Source organism: Aquimarina agarilytica ZC1 (assembly GCF_000255455.1).
In the GTDB taxonomy this organism is placed as follows: domain Bacteria; phylum Bacteroidota; class Bacteroidia; order Flavobacteriales; family Flavobacteriaceae; genus Aquimarina; species Aquimarina agarilytica.
This window is the reverse complement of record NZ_JH621297.1, coordinates 1-22,714: the sequence shown is the minus strand read 5'-3', so window position 1 is coordinate 22,714 and position 22,714 is coordinate 1. Positions and strand designations below refer to the sequence as shown.

Annotated in this window: 17 protein-coding genes and 1 pseudogene; 2 read left to right on the top strand and 16 right to left on the bottom strand. The window is 28.7% G+C overall.

Annotated features, from left to right (window positions below; all coding sequences use genetic code 11):
* Positions 1 to 248 precede the first annotated feature (248 nt).
* From KQA_RS0217190 to KQA_RS0217145, 10 genes are all read right to left on the bottom strand, one after another.
* On the bottom strand, positions 249 to 1,499 hold the full coding sequence (locus KQA_RS0217190) for a glycosyltransferase (protein ID WP_010182818.1): 1,251 nt from the start codon (positions 1,497 to 1,499) through the stop codon (positions 249 to 251).
* Entirely contained in the window at positions 1,496 to 2,722 is a 1,227-nt protein-coding gene (locus KQA_RS0217185; protein ID WP_010182816.1) for a glycosyltransferase family 4 protein, read from the bottom strand. The genes KQA_RS0217190 and KQA_RS0217185 overlap by 4 nt, the downstream gene beginning before the upstream one ends.
* Positions 2,722 to 3,951: a glycosyltransferase family 4 protein gene (locus KQA_RS0217180; protein ID WP_010182815.1), complete on the bottom strand. Its 1,230-nt coding sequence runs from the start codon at positions 3,949 to 3,951 to the stop codon at positions 2,722 to 2,724. The genes KQA_RS0217185 and KQA_RS0217180 overlap by 1 nt, the downstream gene beginning before the upstream one ends.
* A gap of 18 nt (positions 3,952 to 3,969) precedes the next feature.
* Complete coding sequence (locus KQA_RS0217175; RefSeq protein ID WP_010182814.1) at positions 3,970 to 5,802, bottom strand: ABC transporter ATP-binding protein; 1,833 nt, start codon at positions 5,800 to 5,802, stop codon at positions 3,970 to 3,972.
* A gap of 527 nt (positions 5,803 to 6,329) precedes the next feature.
* Positions 6,330 to 7,451: a dTDP-4-amino-4,6-dideoxygalactose transaminase gene (gene rffA / locus KQA_RS0217170; protein WP_010182813.1), complete on the bottom strand. Its 1,122-nt coding sequence runs from the start codon at positions 7,449 to 7,451 to the stop codon at positions 6,330 to 6,332.
* Entirely contained in the window at positions 7,448 to 8,086 is a 639-nt protein-coding gene (locus KQA_RS0217165; RefSeq protein WP_010182812.1) for an acetyltransferase, read from the bottom strand. The genes rffA and KQA_RS0217165 overlap by 4 nt, the downstream gene beginning before the upstream one ends.
* Positions 8,079 to 8,726: an HAD family hydrolase gene (locus KQA_RS0217160; protein ID WP_010182811.1), complete on the bottom strand. Its 648-nt coding sequence runs from the start codon at positions 8,724 to 8,726 to the stop codon at positions 8,079 to 8,081. Before KQA_RS0217160 ends, KQA_RS0217165 begins: the two co-directional genes overlap by 8 nt.
* A gap of 3 nt (positions 8,727 to 8,729) precedes the next feature.
* Positions 8,730 to 9,713, bottom strand: a complete 984-nt coding sequence (locus KQA_RS0217155; RefSeq protein WP_010182810.1) for an ATP-grasp domain-containing protein — start codon at positions 9,711 to 9,713, stop codon at positions 8,730 to 8,732.
* On the bottom strand, positions 9,692 to 10,537 hold the full coding sequence (locus KQA_RS0217150; RefSeq protein ID WP_010182809.1) for an NAD-dependent epimerase/dehydratase family protein: 846 nt from the start codon (positions 10,535 to 10,537) through the stop codon (positions 9,692 to 9,694). The genes KQA_RS0217155 and KQA_RS0217150 overlap by 22 nt, the downstream gene beginning before the upstream one ends.
* A gap of 6 nt (positions 10,538 to 10,543) precedes the next feature.
* Positions 10,544 to 11,482, bottom strand: coding sequence for a glycosyltransferase family 2 protein (locus KQA_RS0217145; RefSeq protein ID WP_010182808.1), 939 nt, complete (start codon positions 11,480 to 11,482; stop codon positions 10,544 to 10,546).
* A 164-nt stretch (positions 11,483 to 11,646) separates the two neighbouring features.
* Here KQA_RS0217145 and KQA_RS0217140 point away from each other — a divergent pair, with 164 nt between their 5' ends.
* Positions 11,647 to 13,995, top strand: a complete 2,349-nt coding sequence (locus KQA_RS0217140) for a tetratricopeptide repeat protein (protein WP_010182807.1) — start codon at positions 11,647 to 11,649, stop codon at positions 13,993 to 13,995.
* Here the strand turns inward: KQA_RS0217140 and KQA_RS0217135 are convergent.
* The 6 genes from KQA_RS0217135 to KQA_RS0217110 are packed head-to-tail and all read right to left on the bottom strand — an operon-like array spanning position 13,988 to position 21,564.
* Positions 13,988 to 16,210 (bottom strand): tetratricopeptide repeat protein, encoded by a 2,223-nt coding sequence (locus KQA_RS0217135; RefSeq protein WP_010182806.1) that lies wholly within the window; start codon positions 16,208 to 16,210, stop codon positions 13,988 to 13,990. The two genes, KQA_RS0217140 and KQA_RS0217135, sit on opposite strands and share 8 nt — an antisense overlap.
* A 16-nt stretch (positions 16,211 to 16,226) precedes the next feature.
* Complete coding sequence (locus KQA_RS0217130; protein ID WP_010182804.1) at positions 16,227 to 17,753, bottom strand: hypothetical protein; 1,527 nt, start codon at positions 17,751 to 17,753, stop codon at positions 16,227 to 16,229.
* 11 nt (positions 17,754 to 17,764) lie between these two features.
* Positions 17,765 to 18,631: an NAD-dependent epimerase/dehydratase family protein gene (locus KQA_RS0217125; protein ID WP_010182803.1), complete on the bottom strand. Its 867-nt coding sequence runs from the start codon at positions 18,629 to 18,631 to the stop codon at positions 17,765 to 17,767.
* Entirely contained in the window at positions 18,624 to 20,240 is a 1,617-nt protein-coding gene (locus KQA_RS0217120; RefSeq protein WP_010182802.1) for a hypothetical protein, read from the bottom strand. Before KQA_RS0217120 ends, KQA_RS0217125 begins: the two co-directional genes overlap by 8 nt.
* Positions 20,231 to 20,659: a hypothetical protein gene (locus KQA_RS0217115; RefSeq protein ID WP_010182801.1), complete on the bottom strand. Its 429-nt coding sequence runs from the start codon at positions 20,657 to 20,659 to the stop codon at positions 20,231 to 20,233. The genes KQA_RS0217120 and KQA_RS0217115 overlap by 10 nt, the downstream gene beginning before the upstream one ends.
* A gap of 26 nt (positions 20,660 to 20,685) precedes the next feature.
* A complete protein-coding gene (locus tag KQA_RS0217110) occupies positions 20,686 to 21,564 on the bottom strand; it encodes a glycosyltransferase family 2 protein (protein ID WP_081483275.1) in 879 nt (292 codons plus the stop codon).
* A gap of 246 nt (positions 21,565 to 21,810) precedes the next feature.
* Here KQA_RS0217110 and KQA_RS19985 point away from each other — a divergent pair.
* Positions 21,811 to 22,714: pseudogene (locus KQA_RS19985) on the top strand (hypothetical protein); the annotation flags it as partial.

Here is a 22,714-nt window from a genome sequence, read left to right as displayed (position 1 = left end):
AAAAATCCAAAACTTGAATTTATCAAATTTTGGATTTTTTATGTATAATTTATGAGAATCAAGCATTCTCTGAATGCGCCTAAAATGACCTAAAAAACAAAAATCCAAAACTTGAATTTATCAAATTTTGGATTTTTTATGTATAATTTATGAGAATTAGGCTATTCTCTGAATGCGCCTAAAGAAGAATACCAACCAACACAAGGCTTTAATCGCTTCCTAAACATGCCTTTAACCTCATCAATACGCTATTTTTTTCTCAATTTTCTAAAACCGTTTTTAAAAAAAAGCACAAACTTAATAATAACATTTTTCTTCATCCGACGAATTTCTCTTTGTAAATGAGTTACTTCTGTATTTGCAATTTGCAACTGATTTAATAAATATGCATCATGATTGTTATTTACAGTCAATTCATCAAAATTTATGTATAAATGCTTCAACCTATTACTCATTATAGTACCTACCGCCTTGTAAGATAATCTCATTTTTATTTCCTTCTCTCCTAAAATAGCCTTTTCTTTTCTTAATTCTTCGTTTTTATAAACCAATTTCAATTTTTCAATAGTGTCTTCAAGTATAGGATGTCCCCATATAGTTTCACTTGAAAAATTAGCATCAGGATTTTCAATTTCACCAATATTACAATCTACTAGATAACTATTATTTTGGTTCATAAACTCTGTATTTCCAGAATAATTAGATGCCAAAGTAGGTTTCCCTAAATACATTGCTTCAGCTAACGTTAAGCCGAAACCTTCAGAGTGATGCAATGACAAATAACAGTCACAATTATTTATTAAATGATCTACACTATTTCGATCTAAATCAATATCAATTATTTTAATATTTCTATTTCCCCTTATAGAATTATGCAACCTTTTTTCTAAACTTTTATAATCTCTGGAACCTGAAGTTTTTATTACTAACTCTACATTACTATCATTCTCAAACGCTCCAATAAAAGCCTCTATTAAATGAAATGGGTTTTTCCTTTCAATTGAACTATGGTAATTAAAAATAAATAAGAAACTAAACTTATCTTCTTCGAAAAATATTAAAGAATTATGATTCTGTATAGGTTTTAATTTCACTTCAACAGGATGAGGAACTGTTATAATTGGACCTTCATATATTTTTCTAAAAATATATTTGCAATAAGTCGATGGAGTCCATACTTCATTAAAGAGATTAATCGCTTTTTTTAACTTTTCTGGAACATACTCTGATTCCCATACCAAAAATAAAATACTATACTTATCATTAAAAAATGCTGGGTTAATAGTGCTAAAAAAAACATCAATATCATTTAAAGATATCTGTACCAAATTAATAGAGTAATCAAATGTATAATTATAATTCTCATTTGACCTAACTTGATTAAAATCAATTTCATTTATTGGAATTATTGACGTCTTTAAGGCCTTTAGATTTCTTCTAACAGCTTCTCCCAGCCCAAATTCTCCATCTATATATCCTAAAACATTAATCCCATTCATCCTTTTTTTAATTTTAAAATAAACTTTAAAAGAATATTTTTTTTAATCTTCTTAAGCTCTCTTTCTTTCTGAACAAGTCTTAAAGCATTATCGATAGCTTGACTTCTAAAATAATTTAATTTTCTTTTATAATTTTCATAGATGTAAAAACTAGACTCTATATCAATTATTCTGCTTCTTATCAAACCTCCTATTGATCTAAATGAAAGCATATTACCAATATCTCGTTCTCCCTTTTCCGCTTTTATTTTAACTTCTCTAGGGTTTGAAAACACATAAACTATTTTTTTTATACTGTCTTCTAATAATGGATTTCCCCATGTTGTATTTTTATCAAAATGTACGTCAGTATTTTTTACAGTTTCGATAACTGTATCTACTAAAAAACTATTAGTAATATCCATAAATTCTGTATTACCTGAATAATTAGTAGCAATTGTAGGCTTACCTAACGACATAGCTTCTGCCATTGTCAATCCAAATCCTTCTGAATGATGTAAAGAAATATAACAATCACAAGAATTCATCAAAGAATTTAAATCATCCCTTTCAACTCTCCCATCTAACAGCTTAATATTAAACACACTATCAATCAGTTGCTTTAATTTTTCATAATCTTTAACATGATGATGCGAATTAGATGTTTTTAAAATTAATTCTATTTTATGATCAACTTTATCAGAAGCTATTTTAAAAGCTTTTACTAAAAAAAAAGGATTTTTTCTTAATGCAGAACTATTAAAATCAAAAACATATAAAAAACTAAATTTGTTTGAATCATAAATTTCCAAAAGATCACAATCTTTTTTCTTATTCTTCTTAATTTCTACTGGATGTGGAATCACAGTAATTTCACCTTTAAAAAAAGAAGTGAAAATTCTCTTACAATAAGTCGAAGCCGTCCATATTTCATCAAATAAATTTATGTTGTAATGATACTTTTCAGGTACGAATTCGGACTCCCATACCAAATAAAGAATAGTATAATATTTCTCAAAAAAATCAGCTGGAAGATTATCAATGATTTCATTAACCTCATGCAAAGAAACTTGAACTATATTTATCTCATGCTCAAAATCACACATACCACTAGAAATTAGATTTTTGAAATCAAAAACCTTATATGAAATATCTGTATGTTTTAAAGCTTTTAAATTAAGCCTAAGGGCTTTACCTAAACCAAACTCGCCATCTGTGTGACCAATAATATTTATTCCCTTCATTATTGTTTTTGAATAAAATCTATTGCTTTATCAAACTTATTTATAATTTTATCCCATGTATAATTATTTAGGACATATTTTTGGGCATTTTTTGCATGAAGCTTTTGTTCACTTTCGGGCATCTCTAAGATACTATTTAACTTATTACATAACTCTGTATCAGAATCATAACAAAACCCTGAGCCACTTTTTTCTATATGATCTTTAAGCACCTCACAAGCTCCATTTACTACGACAATCTTACCATTATTCATTGCCTCTAAAGTTACCATTGATAAACTTTCATATTTAGAAGGCATGATTAAAGCCTTAGAATTCAACAGTAAACTATTCTTATAATCTTCATCTACAAAACCTGTAAAAACAATATCTTCTCTACCTTTTAGATCTGTATGATTTTTACCCACAAATACTAACTTAACATCACTAGGATACTGTTTCTTGTATTCTACGAATTGATCATACAAATCAGAGCACCCTTTTGCTAAATCAACCCTACCTATATACAAAAAGAAATCGTAAATAATTTCATCTGAAGCCACCAATTCACAAGGCTCTACACCAACTCCTGCTATATCAGAAAACTTAGTAATATTTTTAAAAGTATTTTCTATTAATTTTTTTTCTGATATTGTATTATACATTATGAACTTAGCTGATTCAAAAACTTCTATATATGTTTTAGCATAAAATTCAGGCTCATCATGAGCAGTAGGGATAAAAATACTTTTGTTTTTTACAACCTTTAAGCCTTGAGCTGAAGGATAATACAAATAAGTAAAAAATATGAAACAATCATATTTATCCTTGTTAATTTTCAAATAATCAACTAGATCGGGGCAATATGGACCTTGATAGTTTAACCACTGTTCACTTTGCCTTTTTGTAGGTCCTAAAATCGAAAACTTTTCATCCAGCTTTCTTATTAAAAAAAAATTATTTAAAAAACGCTGGTACTTTCTTTGCTTTAAAATAGTCCCTTTTAATTTTCCTGTTTTTTTTTCATTTCTACAATAATTAGTTTTGAATCTCTTAACTAAAACCCCATTAATCTCCTCCTCATTATTTTTATAATGGTTATCCCAAGAAATGTAATCCAAAGCTTTTGTTGTTAATATTGTAACATCATGCCTTTTATTTAATCTTTCTGCTAAAATTCTTGAATGATGCTCAGCTCCTCCATTAACCTCAAGTCCATACCTCTGAACAATTATTCCTACTTTTGACATATTTAATATTATTAATTATTAATTCACTTCTAAAGACTGTAAACGAACTAAATTAGCATATGTTCCACTCATGTTTAACAACTCCTCATGGGAACCTTGTTCCACTATTCGACCTTTTTTCATTACCACAATTAAATCTGCATTTTGAATAGTAGATAATCTATGAGCAATAACAATAGAGGTTCTATTTTCCATCATATTCTCTAAAGCATCTTGTACTATTTTTTCTGATTCCGTATCCAAAGCTGATGTTGCTTCGTCCAATATCATAATCGGAGGATTTTTCATCACTGCTCTTGCAATAGCTACACGCTGACGCTGACCTCCAGAGAGCATTCCACCTCCATCACCTACTGGGTTATCATATTTTTTAGGAAATTCTGAAATAAAATTATGAGCATTGGCTATTTTTGCAGCCGCTTCAATATCTTCTTGCTTAGGACTATCCACTCCTAAAGATATATTATTTCCAATAGTATCATTAAATAATATAGAATCTTGGGCTACAATTCCCATTTGCTCTCGCAAGGACTTTGAAGTAACATCCTTTATATCAACTCCATCGAATGTAATATTACCTTCAGTTACATCATAAAAACGTGTTATTAAATTAGCTAGCGTTGATTTCCCACTACCAGACTCACCAACCAAAGCTATGGTTTTTCCTTTTGGAACAGTTAAATTAAAATCCCTCAAAACATATTCATCCTTATATTTAAAAGAAATATTATTAAACTTTATTTCTTTTGTAAAATCAGTAATTATTTTTGCACTAGGTTTATCTTTTAATGGATTTTTAGCATCCAAAATAAATGCTACTCTATCATAAGCCGCATTTCCTCCTTGCAAAGCATGATTTGCTTTGGTAATAGCCTTAGCAGGTGTCAAAATTTGATAAGCTAGTCCCATGTAGGCGATAAAAGCGCCACCACTAAGTGTTTTTTCAATTAGCACTAATGATCCACCGTAAATCAAAATAATTGAAATCACAAAAATTCCTAAAAATTCGCTTGATGGAGCTGCTAAACTCATTTTTTTTCCAATCGAATTATTCATTTCATTAATTGTATTTGTAAAATCCGTAAAACGCTTTACAAAATAATTTTCCGAAGTGAAATTTTTAACAACTCTTATCCCCCCTAAAGTTTCTTCAATATTAGAAAGTAATTCTCCCTCCATTGCAAAAATATCACCTGATTGACTTTTTATGGACTTCCCCAATTTAGAAATTAAAAAACCTGATATAGGAATAAAAATAAATACAAAAACTGTTAACTTCCAGCTAATATATACCATTGCAATTAATGTAAAAACTATAGTCAATGGTTCCCTTATCATCATTAAAACACTCATAAATGATGCTTTAATTGTATTTATATCAGATGTCATACGAGCAATTAAATCTCCTTTTCTTTCATTTGAGAAAAATGAAACATTTAAACTTATTACTTTTCTGTATACATCTTGCCTTAAATCTTTAAGAATTCCATTATTTAGATATGTCATATAAATGATTGATAAATAACTAAATAAATTTTTCAGCAAAAATGTGCTTAGTACAAACACTACCATCCATATTAATGTTGCCAATGGACCTTTTGTTTCATTTGTGTTTGTAATAAAATAATTTAAATAATTTTCAAAGTAGTCTAAATCAAAGTTTGATATACCGTTTAATACTGGCTTTTCTCGAATCTTTTCTCCATCTTCAAACAATACTTTAATCATGGGAAGTAATGAAAGCATCGAAATTGACGAAAATAAAGCATATAGCACATTAAACAATATGCTTAAAAATTGATATTTTTTATAGGGTAATACGTATTTTAAAAATCGTTTAAAATTTTTCATTGAAAAGTTAATTCTGATTTCAAATTATATTCTGAAATTTTATAGCCTGCAAAAATACAAATTAAATACCTTAATAAATCAATATTTGATTAAATTATAGTAAACGCAAACCGTTGATTTACATACATTAGGACTAGTTTAATTAAATAAGATTGATTTATCGAATGAAGTTCATCCAGTGTTTTTACTTAATTTGTCTGCCATTAGCTTAAAATTACTTAAAAAAGTATGCTAAAAATATTAATTAACTCTAAATTTTAAAATATTATTTTTTTAATCAAAAATAACAACTCTTGTTTTACACCAACATCTAGTTATTCTTATAAATCAAATACTTAAAACGTTTTAACAACTCAACCCTATGCCAATGCCATGTACTCATTCATTATATTACTTTAAAAGCTTGTTTTATCTATTAATATAGAAAAACATAAACCGTATCACAAAATGAGGGGTAATTATTATGTTACTTATCTATAAAAATAATATTAAAAACTACACTGAAATTTAACAGACTTGATAACATATCATTTTACATAAAAGTCTTTTATTAATTCAATTATTCTTAATTGATCTTTTATTTCTAACTCATAAAATAAAGGTAAGCGCACTAATGAATCAGAAAAATTCTCACAATTTGAAAGCTTTTTTAATAAATTTTCCTTCAAATAAAATTTACTTTTATGCAATGATACATAATGAAATACCGCAAAAACATTATTAGTATTTAAATAAGACATTAATGAATCGCGTTCGTTTTCTGAATTACAAATCATATAAAACAAATGCCCATTTACTGTAGCATATTCTGGTATAAATGGCAACCTAAATTTACCTTCAAATTCTTTTAAATTTTCATAATACCTATTCCAAATCTCTATCCTTCTTTTTTGAATTTTATTCAAATTTTCAAGTTGAGCAAATAAAAAAGCTGCTGTAACATCTGAAGGTAAAAATGAAGAGCCTATATCAACCCATGAATATTTATCAACTTCGCCTCGAAAAAAAGCGGATCGATTTGTTCCTTTTTCCCAAATAATTTCGGCCCTTTTATCAAATTTTTCATCATTAATAACAAGCATTCCGCCTTCGCCTGAAATTATATTTTTTGTTTCATGAAAAGAAAATGCCGCTAAATGACCTATACTCCCTAAAGATTTATCTTTATAAAACGAATCTATAGCCTGAGCGGCATCTTCAACAACATATATATTATTTTGATTTGCTACTGCCATGATTGTATCCATATCGCAGGCTACCCCCCCATAGTGCACAACAACTATTGCTTTTGTTTTTTTGGTGATCAACTTTGCCAAAGTATTAGCATCTATATTTGGATTGTTTTCATAACTATCGGCAAAAATTATTTTAGCTCCACGCAAAGCAAATGCGTTTGCTGTAGACACAAATGTATACGAAGGTATAATAACCTCATCCTCTGGCTGTATATTAAGTAAAATAGCTGCCATTTCTAATGCATCTGTACATGAAGATGTTAGCAAACAGTTTCGAAAGCCTATTTTTTCTTTAAAAAAAGAATGACATTTTTGAGTATAATACCCATTCCCCGATATTTTCCCTCTAGACACTGCGTCCTTTATATAATAAAGCTCGTCTCCTGTCATGTATGGTTTATTAAATGGAATCATAAACTTCTTATTAATCGAACTGGATTACCTACATATACCCCTGAATTAGTAATGGATTCAATAACTACCCCTCCACCTCCTATTTGGGTATTAGAAACTATTTTTATATTATCAATTACTGTACAATTTATACCCAAAACAGATTGCTCTCCAACATATATAAAACCTGCTAAAGCTACACTTGGCGATATAAAACAATGCGAGCTAATTTCAGTATCATGAGCAATTGTACACCCCACATTAATCAATATATTATCATTCAAAATACAACCTGCATCAATAATAGTCCCTGGATAAATAATTACTCCTTCACCAATTTTTACAGATGGATCAACCCAACTGGTAGAATGAATAATAGAGGCAAATGGAATTTTATTTTTAAATGAATTATACAAACTGGCTCTTACTTCCATATGCTTATAGCCTATTCCAATAATTAAATGTGTAATTAATTGATTTTTAAAGCTATATAAAACTTCAGATACTTTCCCTATAACTTTGTGACCTCTAACAAAATTTTTTGTTTCAAAATCATCAAAAAAAACAACTTGATCAAAATGATGATCAGTTTTAGCATGATAAGCTATTTGCTGTCCTAAGTGCCCCGCCCCTATGATTCCTAAAATTTTATTCATTAATTAAAGTTAACATATCTTTTAGACTATCTATCCTATTTTTTGATTCTGGATAAAAACAATCTCTATCTACCAACAATGTATTTATTCCTAGTGCTTTTGCCGGAACAATATCCAATTTAAGAGAATCCCCAACATAAAGTATTTTGTTAGGTGCTACACCTATTTGATCAATAGTTCGCTTATAAAAATCTAACGAGGGTTTGGCCACACCTAATTCCTCAGACACTAAAATATCATTAAAAATTGGATCAAAAAACGTATCCAATTTTGATTTTAATGTGCTATTGAAATTTGATATTATACCTATGGATAGCTTTATTTCTGTAAGCACCTCTGTATCTTTATATTTTTCCCATGGTAAGTATGAGCAAACTTCAAATAACTTATCTAACATTTCTTCATTAGGCAAAACACCTAAGCTATATAATACTTCCTTATTAAAAAAGGTGTAAAATTCTTTATCTGTTCTATCAGGAAATAGAATCACTTCTGACAATAGCTTATGCCTTTTTTTAAATTCTAACTCATCAATTACATAATCATAGTTTTTTAAAACATTTAAAAAAGTACCATAAAATAATGGCTTGTGCAAAAGTGTTCCTGCTACATCAAAAAGTATATATTCATACTTACTCATAAGTTAATAAATAAAATGTTTTGAGTCCCTATTATTCAATTCTTCAAACGTACTCGCCTCTGGATAAATAACATCCATTAAAACCCGTACCGCAATAGCTTTTGTATTTTTAATAGTAAGCTTTGCAGGTTGTTCGTCAAATAAATATTCTTGTATTGAATACTTAACATCCTGAAAACCTAACGCATGACGTATTGAATTTGTACCAGAAATTCTAGCATTTATTTCGAAAGGGGTCACCTCTCCTTTAACATCCACAATACTTTGTATATTAAAACTTCCTCTAACTCCTCCTAAATCAACTATTTTAGAAGCTATTTTCATTAATTTAGCATCATAAGAATTATTAAAAATTACTTGCGAGGTTGTACCATTATCTAATTTACGTTCCATGGAACAAATACCATGAATTTTATTCTTTTTAGTAACATATACTGCTGTAGTAATTTCAATTCCTAGGTGTAATTTTTGGATCATATAATCATCAGTATAATCTGAAATATTTTTGGGGTTTACCGTTATCCCTCTTGATCCTCTCCCTTTTCTTGGTTTAACTATTATTTGTGATTCTGTATTATCATATTCTGATGGCAACCATGATTTTGCAAAAGGGATCTCACTATTTTTAAACAGTTTAAACGTTAAATATTTATCTAAAAATTGTGCTGCAATTTTATTATCACAGGATAAAACTTGTGCTTTTATTTCTTGTTTGTATAGTGACAAGTAATAAATTTCGTAATCTGTAGAAGGTATAATGAGTGCTACTTTATTTTCATCAACAATTTTTTGAATAACTCTTATATAATTCTCTTCGTAGGAATAGGGTACTTGAAAAGTTTTATCGCATAAATGATTACCCGCTGTAAATGCCGAAATATCTGTTCCTATTAGTTTTATATTCCTTTCTAAGGACCTAATATTTCTTAAAATCCCCTGACCTACATTACCTCCTATACCTGTTACTAGTACTGTTTTTGAATCCATAAAATAGTATTTCGTAGTTTTTCTTTAAAATTAGTATTAGGTAACAAACCTAAAATCATATTGGTTTTTGAATTATCATAAAAAAAACTTGGTGTAGTGTCTTTACTAAAAAAAACTATTTTAGTTTTAGGAAGTATTTCCTTTATAAAATTAGCAATCTCCAAATTTGAATACGATTTACTACCCACAGCTAATAAATTGTAATCTTTATCTAAGCTTAATGCTTTTACTAAAACTTCTGCTACATCATTAACATGTATATAATTTTGCTTTCGATCTCCTTTACCATAAATTTCAATGCTATTATTTTCTATAGCTTGTTTGATAATTATAGGTAAAAAAGTATTCATCTTCATATTTTCTCCAAAAATGGAAGAAATTCGGACATTACATCCTCCCGATTTATGTTTTTTAACAATTAATTCTGCCCATAATTTGGACATCCCATAACTACTTGCTGGTTCTAAAATAGTATCTTCATTAATAACACTATTTATATTTTTATACACAGAAACAGATGATGTATTAATGATTTTAGCATTGGTAAAGGTATCTGAAATCATCTTTAACAAAGCCACATTAGTTTTATAAATTTTATGTATACTTTCTGCTTTTTCATCAAAGTTAATATAAGATGCTATAAAATATACATAATCGACAATAGGTTTTTCCTTTAAAAAGTCATCAATTTGTTGACTTGATATGCATTTATTGAGTTTATCTTTTTTTTTATGGTAAACCTGAATTAAGCTATGACTATCAACTAATTTATTTAATAAAACCTGAGACAAAAAGCTATTCGCTCCAACAATTGCAATTTTCATTAGTAATTAAATATTTGTTTTCTCTTTAATAGAAAATAAAGGTCGGGACTTAGATTCTTTATATATTCTTCCTGTATAAATAGCTAAAAGTCCTATAAAAAAAAGCTGGATTCCTAAAGAAAGAATTAAAAAACCAAATATTGAAGGCCATCCAGACTGGAAATCGACAAAAAATAATTTGATTATTAAAATTAAAAACAAAGCTATACCACCAAAAAAAATTAAAAAAACACCAAATTTAACTGCTAATTTTAAAGGAAGTTCAGAAAAATCAAAAATGGCATCAAAAGCTAAATTCATTTTTCTTTTAAAATTAAACTTACTCACTCCTGCAAAACGTGGTCTCTGTTCAATTTCTATTACTGATTGATTCATTCCTACATGCATAAACAAACCTTCAATAAATCGATTTTGTTCATTATACATTAAAAAACGCTCGGCAAAATCTTTGTTAAAAATTCGCATTACAGCCAAACCTCTTGGTAAATTTAATCCTGTATATTTATCTAATACTGACCAAAATATTTTTGAGAAAATTTTATTCTTAAAACTATCTTTCTTCTCTTTTCTTACTCCAAAAACAAGATCATAACCTTTTTCTATTTCATCGATAAATTTTTTTATCTCTTTAGGAGGGTCTTGCAAATCGGGATCCATGTATAACATGTAATCTCCCGAGGCATAACTTATACCTGCTGTGACTGCTGCTTGTTTACCATGGTTATACGATAATTCGAGCAATTTTATATGCTCATTTTTAATTGCTTCCTCTTTAATTAAATTTACAGTGTTATCCTGACTACCATCATCAACAAATACAATTTCATATGATAATGCTAAAAAAACGAGCTCCTCAATAACTTCTTTAATAAATTGTTTAATTACTTCTTGTTCAAAAAAAACAGGAACTATTAAGGACAATTTCGTATTTGGAGAATCAATCATATAACTTTACTAGAAAATTCAAATTACTAAAAAAAATATTCTTACCCCAGAAGTACTACTTGATTTTAATTTTTTAGTAAAACAAAACACCCTCTTTTCACCAGTTCTTTTAATGGATTAAATTATGCTTTATATATTTGTCTTATTACTACAAAACTATTTTAATGCAATTATCAGAAATTTTTATTCAAAAAAAGACTTGGCTTTTTTTAATTATAATGAGCATTTGTACAACAATTGTGTATTTAAATCATTTTGATAATGCTTTTCATTTTGATGATTCGCATGCTATTTTAAATAATCCATACGTAAGGGATCTAAAAAATATTCCTTCTTTTTTTAAAGATGGAACAACTTCAAGTCCGTTACCACAAAATCAGACTTATCGCCCCATAGTAGCCTCCTCAATAGCTATTGATTATTGGCTTGGGAATGGCTATAAACCATTTTACTTTCATTTAAGTAACTTCATTTTCTTTTTGACTCAGGGAGTATTACTCTTCCTTTTTATTTTTAAAGTAGTAGAACTTTCACACAAAACAAAATACAATTTTTACTTTGCAGCTGGTGGTACTTTATTTTATATGATTCATCCTGTAATGGCAGAAACAGTTAACTACATTATTGCAAGATCCGATATTCAATCTACCTTTTTTGTTCTATTAGCTTTTGTTATTTATCAATATTCCAGTATTGCCCAAAAATATTTCCTGTACCTAATTCCTGTTATACTAGGTATGCTCAGTAAGCCAACTGCAATTATGTTTGGCCCTTTATTTTTTTGCTATTTACTGCTTTTTGAAAGCAATGTGAGTTTTATTGAAATAACGAAACAAAATGGATTTATTAAAGCATTAGCCTCTTTTAAAAAAGTTATCCCTACATTTTTAGTCTGCTTTTTTCTTTACATTTTCCATAGTAAAATGATGCCTACTTCATATATTTCGGGCGGAAAATCAGTTTTCAATTACTTGATTACACAGCCATCTGTATTTTCATATTATTTTGGCAGTTTGTTTTTTCCTATTCATTTGAGCGCCGATACTGATTGGTTACCTATATCTAGTATTTTTAAATGGCAATTTATTTTAGGAATTATATTTGTTTGTCTATTAATTGTAGTAGCTATACTTACTTCAAAAAGCAAAAAACTACTCCCTATTAGCTTTGGAATTGCATGGTTCTTTTTAGCACTATTACCTACTTCAAGTATAATCCCACTAGCAGAAGTAATGAATGATCATAGAATGTTTTTTCCTTACATTGGATTAATTTTAGCTTTATGTTGGTCAATAAGTCTTCTATTTATTAAGCTTACGCAAGAAAATAAAACTATCAAACCTATCTATTTCTCCATTATAGTTTGTTTTTTAATGAGCATTTATGCTTTTGGAACTGTTCAAAGAAATAAGGTATGGGACTCTGAAGAAAGTTTATGGAAAGATGTTACCCTAAAGAGTCCCAAAAACGGACGGGGTTTAATGAATTATGGAGTTATAAAAATGGGACAAGGAAAATATAAAATAGCAAAAAAATACTTCCAAAAAGCTTTAAAACTCACCCCTAATTACCATACACTTTATGTGAATTTAGGACTAATTAGCACACTTGATAAAGACTCTAAAACAGCAGAATCTTATTTTAAGAAAGCAATAAGCCATGGCTATGATTACTATATTACATGGTATCATTATGGTGATTTTTTGTACAAAAATTCAAGAAAAGAAGAAGCTCTTGCTAATTTAAAAAAAGCACATCAATTAGCTCCTGCACACATGAATACTCGTTTTTTGATTATGCAAATTTATCAAGATAATGAGGAGTGGAACAAATTGGAAAGCTTAGCAAAAAGCACTTTAAAATTAGATCTTAATAACGTAAAGACTAAACAATTTTTACACGCTAGTACGAATAAAATTAGTAAAATAGAATTAAAAGAACACTTGATTGACAAAAACCCAAGTGCTGAAAAGTATTTACAATTAAGTATTGAATATTATCAAAATAAGAAATACTCAAAAGCCATAGAAACTTCAAAAAAAGCATTAAAAATAAATCCTTTGTACGCAGATGCTCTAAATAATATTTGCGCGACATACAATGCTATTGGCCAATATGAAGAAGCGATTATTGCATGCAATAAAGCTTTAAAAATAAAACCAGAATTTCAATTAGCTAAAAACAACCTTAACTATTCAATTAATCAAAAAGTTACTATTTCTAAAATGCTTGACACTTTAAAATCCCAACCAAGTGAAAAAAACTTTGTTAATTTAAGTCTATTTTACTACAATTCGGGTTTGCTTGCTAAATCAATTGAAATAGCTAAAAAAGGACTTATTGTTCATCCTAATTCAGATAATCTTTACAATAATATTTGCGCCACTTATAATTCCCTAAAGAATTGGAAAAAAGCTATTGAAGCTGGAAAAAAGGGATTAGAAATAAACCCTAAAAATCAACTTTTAATGAATAACTACAATTATTCATTATCACAATCACAGATTAATTAATTTTCAATCCCTTAAGAGATATTGCTAAATTATTTTTTGCTAACTGAAATTCTGGTTTTATTTCTAAGGCCTGTTCACAAGCCATTTTAGCTTGTTTGTATTGCCCCAAAGCGTTGTATGCAGCACATATGTTATTATATGCAACACTATTTTTAGGACTTAATTTTAATAACTTATTACTTTCGGTAATACATTGCTCATACTCTCCCAATAAAAAATAATGATTACTTAAAGCTAGATATTGATCGGAGCTAAGTACTTCTGTTTTGGTCAAATTTTCTTTAGCCATTTTTAGGTTGTTTTTAGCCAACTCTGAAAATTGATATTTTAATGAATTTTCACAAGCCTCTTCTGCCTTTGCATACATATGTAGTAAATTATAAGCAATACACATATTATTATAGGCAATGCTATTTTGAGGATCTAATTTAATGGCTTTTTTATTTGCTAAAATACTTTTTACATACTCTTTTTTAGCATAAAAAAACAGTCCCAAACGAACAAAACCAGAAACAGAAGGTTTGATCTTTAATTCTTTTTGAAGCTTTGCAATTTCATTTAGGGGTTCAAATTTATTTTCAATAATAGCACAAATTGTAACACCATCAACCTTAACCTCATGCACCGTATTTTTTGGAGGCCAATTATTTAATAATGATTTATTGTGTTTAGCTTCGGCAAACATAACTACTGAGTAATCCCAATCTTCTGATTGGTAAGCTGCAACCACATGTGTTAAATTAGGTGATTTATCTACATAATAACTAAGCTTTAGTTGATCTCCATAAAATAAACGCACTTTAGCTGGTTTTTCAATAGATCCTACATTTTTTTTCAACCAATCCACTGCTGGTTTAACTGAAAAACCCCAATAATCAATCTCATATTTTTTAAAGGCTCCCTCAACTCCACCAATCATAGGACTAAAATAAAGTGGTATTAATTGTTTATTTTTTGTTATGTATAAAAAAGGTTCCAAAAGTAGCATTACAAAAACTACAACGAATACTCTTTTGTATAAAAGCTTAGCTGATATACTTGCTAAAAAATTATCCCAAGCTAATGCTCCTGCTACTATGATTGGTGGAACCACAAATAAAAATTGTCTAGCATTATCATAACTATTTGGCTTTCCTATTACAATTAAAAACAAAGGAAATAAGCTTGTAAAAAGTAGTATTGAAAAAAGTATTTTTTGAGTCTTATCCTTTTCTAAATAATAAAAAGGAATCAAAACATAACTTAATAAAATAGCTATTGGCATGGTAATAAACAATAGAACTTTTATCATATAGTACCAAGGCATGCTAAAGCTAGTGATCCATTTACCTTCAAACAATTGAATATTTTCAAAACCTTTAAAATCTTTTACTCGTATGAATAACTCAATTAAACCTACAAAAGGTTTTGTTTGAATGTAGGGCCAAAAAATTGCTGTTGCCAAATAGCTTAAAAAACTAATCCCTATTATTTTTAATAACAGAAACACTCCATTCTTTACATTTATTTGTCTAGTTCCATTCTTATAATTTTCAATAATTAACCATGCAAATAAAGCTAAAAACAAATGTGCAAAAACAACAAGACCAACTAATCGTACATTTATTAATAGTGAAATATTGATTATTAAAAACAGGCCTCTTTTAACACTTACTCTAGGAAATTCTTTGAATAGTTTTACAATATGATATATAGAAAATACATAAAATGCAGCAAAAGGAATATCTTTAGGATTACTCATTGAGTGCCCCAAAAGTACAGGAGTTAAAACCACAAGCACAAAAGAAAAAACTCCAGATCTCCAATTACCTAATTCCTTCGCCAATAATCCACAGAATAGGAATAATAAAAACCCAAATAAACTGTTGATGATATTTCTAAATTCGTATATCCCTATGCTTGGAAAAAACTGATGACAAAAATTAGCTACTAAATCAAAAAAGCCTCCAAAACCATTCATCCCTCGATGCTCATGGTTTAAACTTTTATTTACATCAACAAAATACCCTTTTTCATTAAGTGGACTTTGAGATGCTACGCTATCCACACCCTTATAAAATTGTAACAGTCGTTCACCATGCTCTTGATGGTATCTAGAATCCTCATGAACCCCATAATCATAACTTAAAAAAGGCATTAAAATTCCTACAAGAACTACTAAAATTACGAATAGGTTTTTATAACTTAATTTAAGAGTCTCTTTTAATTTTTTCAATGTATAGTTATTCTATTTAATGACTGTTATTATTTTTTCCTTTTAAACTCCAATCAAATTTTGCCCGTCCATTAGACCAAATCAATTTCCCTACGTTTTTCCATGGAGCTTCTATGTTTTTTTTCAAAAGATCTTTCTCCCATTTCATAGGCCCTCTAATTTCTTTTTTTACAATATCAAATTCTATTTTTTTTAAATTTTTCAATTCATTTTTATATATCCAAAATGCAGAAAACTTCATCAAACCTTTTTCTAATCTATATCCTTTTTCCTTTACATAAGGGCCATTTGTTCTAAAGGTCCAATATGCAAACGATCCTCCTGAAATATATTTGTCTGGCATACCTTCTTCATTCAAAAAAGGTAAAAATTGCCCCTTAAATTTAAGTGTAAAAACATTATTATATCCTTCAAAATGATCGTCTATAAATAATGAATGTCCAGTAATTCCTAAAAATTCTTTTAGTATTTGATTAACCTTATAAGTTATATTTTTATTATTAGAAAATGAATAATATACTTGGCGCTGAGCTAAAATCGAAAATGCAATTAAAAAAACAAAAAAAGCATTTCTAACTGAGCTAATAGAAAAAAAAATATTTCGCAATTTAAATCTAGATTTACTAGGTATATCTATATTATTAACTTCAAATTGTTTTTTAAAAAATAGAAACACATTCCCTATTTTTTTTCTTTTCACATAATTAGAAATTTTTTTTTTGAAAAATGAATTTAAATTATCCCATAATGAAACAGGAACCATCAACAAATAGATACTCATACAGCCTAAAGCAAAATAAGGAATAGGATATTCAAAGTAAATTCCTATATGTAAGGCTAAACCAATAACAAATAATGGTAATCTAAACTTTTTAATCCAAAAAATAAAAAGAAATACAAATTCAAAAATAAGAGTTATATAAGATAAAGATTTTACTAGCATTTCTTGATTTAAAACCCACTGATAATTGGATATCGTGATATGAGGTAAGGATGAAGGTAACCACAAACCTAAACCATTCATCCAAACATTGGATTTGAACTTATAAAAAATCACTGAATCAAAATAAACTAATGCCAAGCCTAAAAAAACAGGAATAAAATAATTAATTTTTGACACCTTTGGTGCTATATAAACTTTACCTTGTTTTGCTAAATAGAACTTTTTTCTCAAATAATCTAATGAATATGAATAACTCGATGGTAGAAACATAAATAAAAAGTTAATCCCCGAGTATACATAGAACATATGATACTCAAAACTTACTGCTGAAGAAATAAAAACAACTCCAAAAATATAATTAATTATACTAAACAGTTTTGTCCTGTATCCTATTATTATACTAAATATAATAAATAGCCATAAAATTAAAATAAGTGTTGTATCAGGAAAATGAGGCTTTAAAAAAGGAATTTCGTCAAAATACAATTGACGATAATTAAAAATTTTAAAAATTTCAAACAAAAAAACAAGGTGATAGGTTATTCTAAAAACAGCCAAACCACTTGCTGATATTTTTTTAAAAAGTATTCTTTCTATCAAACTCTTTTTTTTTAATTAGTCAAAACTTTGCTCAAACTTTCTTTATACCCCTTAAACCAAATCCCTAAATCATTTTGAGTTCTTGATGTATTAAATGTAGTTAATTTTTTCAATCCCAATACATTTTCAGAAGACACTGGTAATTTAACTCCTAATTTTTCAAAAAAAAGACAAGCTATTAATAGTAATGAAGTTGGCACATTAATAAAAGAAACTTTAGCTCCAAGTAAATTAGCAATATATTTATAAAAAACTTCCATCGCAATAACTTCTTCATGTGCTAAGTTAAAACTCCCCACTAAATCTTTATCTAATAAAACTTTTTCCACAGAAAGATTAAAATCCTTAATACAAATTGTCTGTAAAGGTTGTTGCCCTCCACCAATTAAAGGAAAAAATGATGAATTTTTAATGCGTTTAACAATTTCAGCTAATATCCCTTTATCCCCTATAACAAAGCCTATTTTTAAAACTACATCTTTTTGCAAATCAAATAATTTTTCACAAGCTAATTTATGTTTTCCATAATGGGAAACAGCAACTTTATGTGCCGAAAATGAAGACAAAAAAACTAATTTAATTTTTCTTTTTTTACATAAATTAATTAATCTTTTTGTTGCTTCTATATTTATCTCGTCTGAATTTTTATCCACTTCGTTTTTCACATAAGCGGCATGCACAACAAAATCAACTCCATCAAAATCAAATTCATTTAACTCCGATTTCATTTCATAATTACAATAAGTCACCTCTTCAAAAAAATCGACAGGCATATTTCTAACTAAAGCTTTCACCTTCCATGATTTTGACCTAAAATGTGTTACTAATGAATTCCCTAAGTATCCATTTGCTCCAGTGATAGCAATTGTTTTATTCATTTTTTAATACATTTTTTGCAACTCTATTTGCATTAGCCATCAATGTTAATGTAACTCCTTTGGCAGGAAGGTATTTAAAACCTGAACCATCGGCTACATATATATTTTTGGTTCCTCCTAATTTGCCATTCTTTAACACATGAAACAGTTCATTATTTTCAGAAAATGGCAATGTCCCCCCATAATGAATACTTCCTCCAGCGGGTGTTTGAATTGTTTTCATTGGATAACACCCCAAGGTTGTTAAAGCACTTTTGAACTTTTTCTCTCTATTTTTATTTTTAAACAATTCCTTTTCTGATAATATGTATTGTCCAACTAATTTATCTCCCGTATAACTATCCTTATCTTTTGTTAAGGAAATAAATTTATTATCAGAACCTTTTTCGGGATGATGAATTCCGGCAATAGTAAACGAAGATTGCAAAAATTGCATTATAATTCTGGCATCTGCAAAATTCAAAGGAGTTTCTTTAATCAATTTAAATAATAATAATGATCGATAACTAAACAACGCAGCAACGCCAACATCAAAATTATTTTTTTGGTCATCCAAATACATTACCAATTGAGCAAAGCTTGTTTGGTGCTGATCAACTTTTTTTCCTAACTGACGTCTATTTATACAAGGCATGTATGAATATGGATTACATAAAATAGGTAATTTTTCTTTTTTATAATCAAAGGATCTTGATACAATCCTAGCTGTTCCTAAAACACCTGGGGATAAAATTAATTTTTTACAAGTATATAGCTGAATCTCATTAGTATCTGTTCGCTTCACAAAAACACGAACACCTCCATCAAATTCTTCAAATTTAGTTACTAAACAATTTTTATGATACTTAAAATTAGGTTTTTTATTTAATTCATCAATAGTCATCCAAGAACGGTATGCCGACTTATTGGTATCACTCCAAAAACCCATATCACGATATTGAACAGCCTTTCTATTCAACTTATCTTCTGTAAGAAGTGCTAATACCGATTGACCTACATAAATATCATTCTTATTAAGTTTGTATTTATTCTTTTGATATGCCTTTAAAATTTTTTGATGATTAACATCTAATTTCATTGCTGGCTGAATTTTTTTATTAGATCCTAACCCATATTTCCCTCCATCATCATAAATCCCCGAAACTCCTATGTAGTCCATTATTTCTTTATAAGAAGCATTAATTTCATAGTCACTCAAACCAACAGCTTCTAATTCCAATTTAGAAAAAACATAACTTCCTAATCCCCATCCTCCACCTAGTCCACCTTTAGCAGCACTTTCTAAAGGCTGAAAACTCTCTGAATCAAATGGAAAAAAAGCCTCAGAAAAACGAGTTAAAAAACTACGAGGTGGTGTTAATTGTGAACCTACTCGGGTTGTTTCCCATGGAATTCCTTCAAATTGATCCCCTAAAAAATAACGATGCTGTTCAGTATCTTTTTTTCGAATACTTAAAAAATCTGTATTAGGGATTAAATCTTTGTATACGTTATCTTCTTCTCCAATATCCAATAGACCGACTTGTACACCTTTGTCAACAAGTGTTTTTGCTGCTATAGCACCTGTTGCCCCTGAACCGACAACTAAATAATCAAAATTTAAATGCACTTGCGCTCTATTTTTTTTACTATAAACACTCCTGCAATAGTTCTACATACAGCTCTAACTCCTACATAAAGTAATTTAAAGTAATAACTCCAACTATACTCTTTAGAAAAAAAATGTGACGTATAATTAGGTGAAGCCTCTAATATTGCAAGCATTGTAAATAACTTTCTTCGTACTAAACTTGAAGGTTTTAGTATTGCCAAACCCGCATCAACAGTAGCCATATTAATGTTACTTTTCATCATTTTCTTTAAAAGTTCTTTTTCAAAATTCGACAATTTTAAATCAAAATGAATCATTGCTTTATTATAAAGTTTTTTTTCTCTTTCATTTAATGGAGAAGACACTAAATAAGCAGTAAACAATTCCGCTTCTCGCGAATAAACTCCTTCTATATCATTCAAACTATCTGTTATCATAAATTTCACCTTCTTAAAATAGAAATTTATTGATTTTTTCTAACTGCAGATAATTGTTCTGCTATTAATCCCAAAAGAAAAATTAATAATCCCATTAAAAGTAAAGTACTTGCTCCAATACTTAAGCCTTTGCCTTGGAAAAAGAAAATACTTCCCCAGCCAATTCCAAAAACAAAAAAAAACATTGAAATGGGTAAAAATATTCGTGCTGGATTAAATAATATAATCATATTAATAATCTCTAATACCGTTTCAAAAGCTGTTCGTACACCAATAGTACTTTCCCCTTTAAGTCTTTCTTTAATTTGTATAGGCTCTTCTATAACTAAATGCTTATTATGTATAAAAGTTAACGTAATAATATCACTAAAAGCCATTGTATTAGGTGTTAACTTTAAATATCTTTTTACTAAATCAGCATTATAAATTTTCATACCAGAATTAATATCATATATAGGAAGCTCCATTAATAACTTTGCTATAAATCTGATAATATTTTTACCTATACTTCTAAAAGTAGAAGCAGAAGCTAAACCTTTCCTACTTCCAACAATTAAATCAGCATCCGTACCTTTTACCTTTTTAAACAACTTATCAACATCGCTTAAATAATGTTGTCCATCAGCATCAATAGTTACCACATAATCTGTTTTACTTTCCTCTATCCCACTTTTTATAGCCCCTCCATAACCCTTATTTACCTTGTGAGAAATAATTTCAAAATCATAATCAGTTCCTGCTCGCAAATTATTAAGCACTTTTAATGTATCATCTTTAGAAGCATCATTAACCACAATTAAATCATAACCACTTGTTTTACAATGACTTAAAACCTCAGGAAAAAAAAACCTTAGTGATTCTTCTTCGTTATAAGCTGGCATTATAATTGTAAGAGTTTTACTCATAAAGATAATTTTATATTAAATAGTAGCAGATACATTTTTTAACTTATCAAAAATTAACATTTCATTAAAAAATTGTCGTTATTTTATCAAAAATAACTCAAAAAATATTATTTTAGACTAAATTTTTACATTTAAACGAGATTTCAATGTGTTTTGTCGTGGAAAATTACTAATTTACACCCTTTATCAATTTATTATAAAACCAAAATACTAATTTATACTTAATAAAATTTAAGGTTAAGGCCTATGAGAGTAAGATTACTATTTGTCATCATATTATTTATTTCCTCTTTAGCTAGCTTAAGTGCGCAAGTTAAAATAGGAGACAATCCTGATAATATTGATCCTTCTTCTCTACTTGAATTAGAAAGTAATTCTAAGGTATTAGTAGTTACCAGAATTACTAATAACCAGATGTTTAATATTGCTCCTCTTAATGGAGCTATTGTTTATAACACTGATGAAAATTGTCTTTTTCAATATAATAATGATAGTTGGTCTAGTTTATGCAACAATGGAACTGGTTCAGAAACGATAACTTCTCTTCAACTTAGTCCAGATGGAACTCAATTAATATACACAAACGAAACAGGTGTTCCTAATAGCATTGACCTTGACGCGAAAGTACAAGAATTCGAAACCCTTACCAGCATAAGAAATAATAATGACGGAACAATTAGTTATTTCGACGAAAGAGGAAATGAAACTATAATAGATATATCAGGTACTACTGGAATCACTGGTCCCACAGGCGCTACTGGTAGACGTGGTCCTGCGGGCCCAGTAGGTCTTCAAGGCGTTACTGGACTTACCGGTGTTACTGGATTAACAGGCGTGACTGGACTTACTGGTGTAACTGGATTAACAGGCGTTACTGGACTTACTGGTGTAACTGGATTAACAGGCGTTACTGGACTTACTGGTGTAACTGGATTAACAGGCGTTACTGGACTTACTGGTGTAACTGGATTAACAGGCGTTACTGGACTTACTGGTGTAACTGGATTAACAGGCGTGACTGGACTTACTGGTGTAACTGGATTAACAGGCGTTACTGGACTTACTGGTGTGACTGGACTTACTGGTGTGACTGGATTAACAGGCGTTACTGGACTTACTGGTGTAACTGGATTAACAGGTGTTACTGGAC

Bases quoted from the DNA above. Each gene is read 5' to 3' on its own strand.
- KQA_RS0217190 (WP_010182818.1), bottom strand. From the start codon at position 1,499: ATGAATGGGATTAATGTTTTAGGATATATAGATGGAGAATTTGGGCTG.
- KQA_RS0217185 (WP_010182816.1), bottom strand. From the start codon at position 2,722: ATGAAGGGAATAAATATTATTGGTCACACAGATGGCGAGTTTGGTTTA.
- KQA_RS0217180 (WP_010182815.1), bottom strand. From the start codon at position 3,951: ATGTCAAAAGTAGGAATAATTGTTCAGAGGTATGGACTTGAGGTTAAT.
- KQA_RS0217175 (WP_010182814.1), bottom strand. From the start codon at position 5,802: ATGAAAAATTTTAAACGATTTTTAAAATACGTATTACCCTATAAAAAA.
- rffA (WP_010182813.1), bottom strand. From the start codon at position 7,451: ATGATTCCATTTAATAAACCATACATGACAGGAGACGAGCTTTATTAT.
- KQA_RS0217165 (WP_010182812.1), bottom strand. From the start codon at position 8,086: ATGAATAAAATTTTAGGAATCATAGGGGCGGGGCACTTAGGACAGCAA.
- KQA_RS0217160 (WP_010182811.1), bottom strand. From the start codon at position 8,726: ATGAGTAAGTATGAATATATACTTTTTGATGTAGCAGGAACACTTTTG.
- KQA_RS0217155 (WP_010182810.1), bottom strand. From the start codon at position 9,713: ATGGATTCAAAAACAGTACTAGTAACAGGTATAGGAGGTAATGTAGGT.
- KQA_RS0217150 (WP_010182809.1), bottom strand. From the start codon at position 10,537: ATGAAAATTGCAATTGTTGGAGCGAATAGCTTTTTGTCTCAGGTTTTA.
- KQA_RS0217145 (WP_010182808.1), bottom strand. From the start codon at position 11,482: ATGATTGATTCTCCAAATACGAAATTGTCCTTAATAGTTCCTGTTTTT.
- KQA_RS0217140 (WP_010182807.1), top strand. From the start codon at position 11,647: ATGCAATTATCAGAAATTTTTATTCAAAAAAAGACTTGGCTTTTTTTA.
- KQA_RS0217125 (WP_010182803.1), bottom strand. From the start codon at position 18,631: ATGAATAAAACAATTGCTATCACTGGAGCAAATGGATACTTAGGGAAT.
- KQA_RS0217115 (WP_010182801.1), bottom strand. From the start codon at position 20,659: ATGATAACAGATAGTTTGAATGATATAGAAGGAGTTTATTCGCGAGAA.
- KQA_RS0217110 (WP_081483275.1), bottom strand. From the start codon at position 21,564: ATGAGTAAAACTCTTACAATTATAATGCCAGCTTATAACGAAGAAGAA.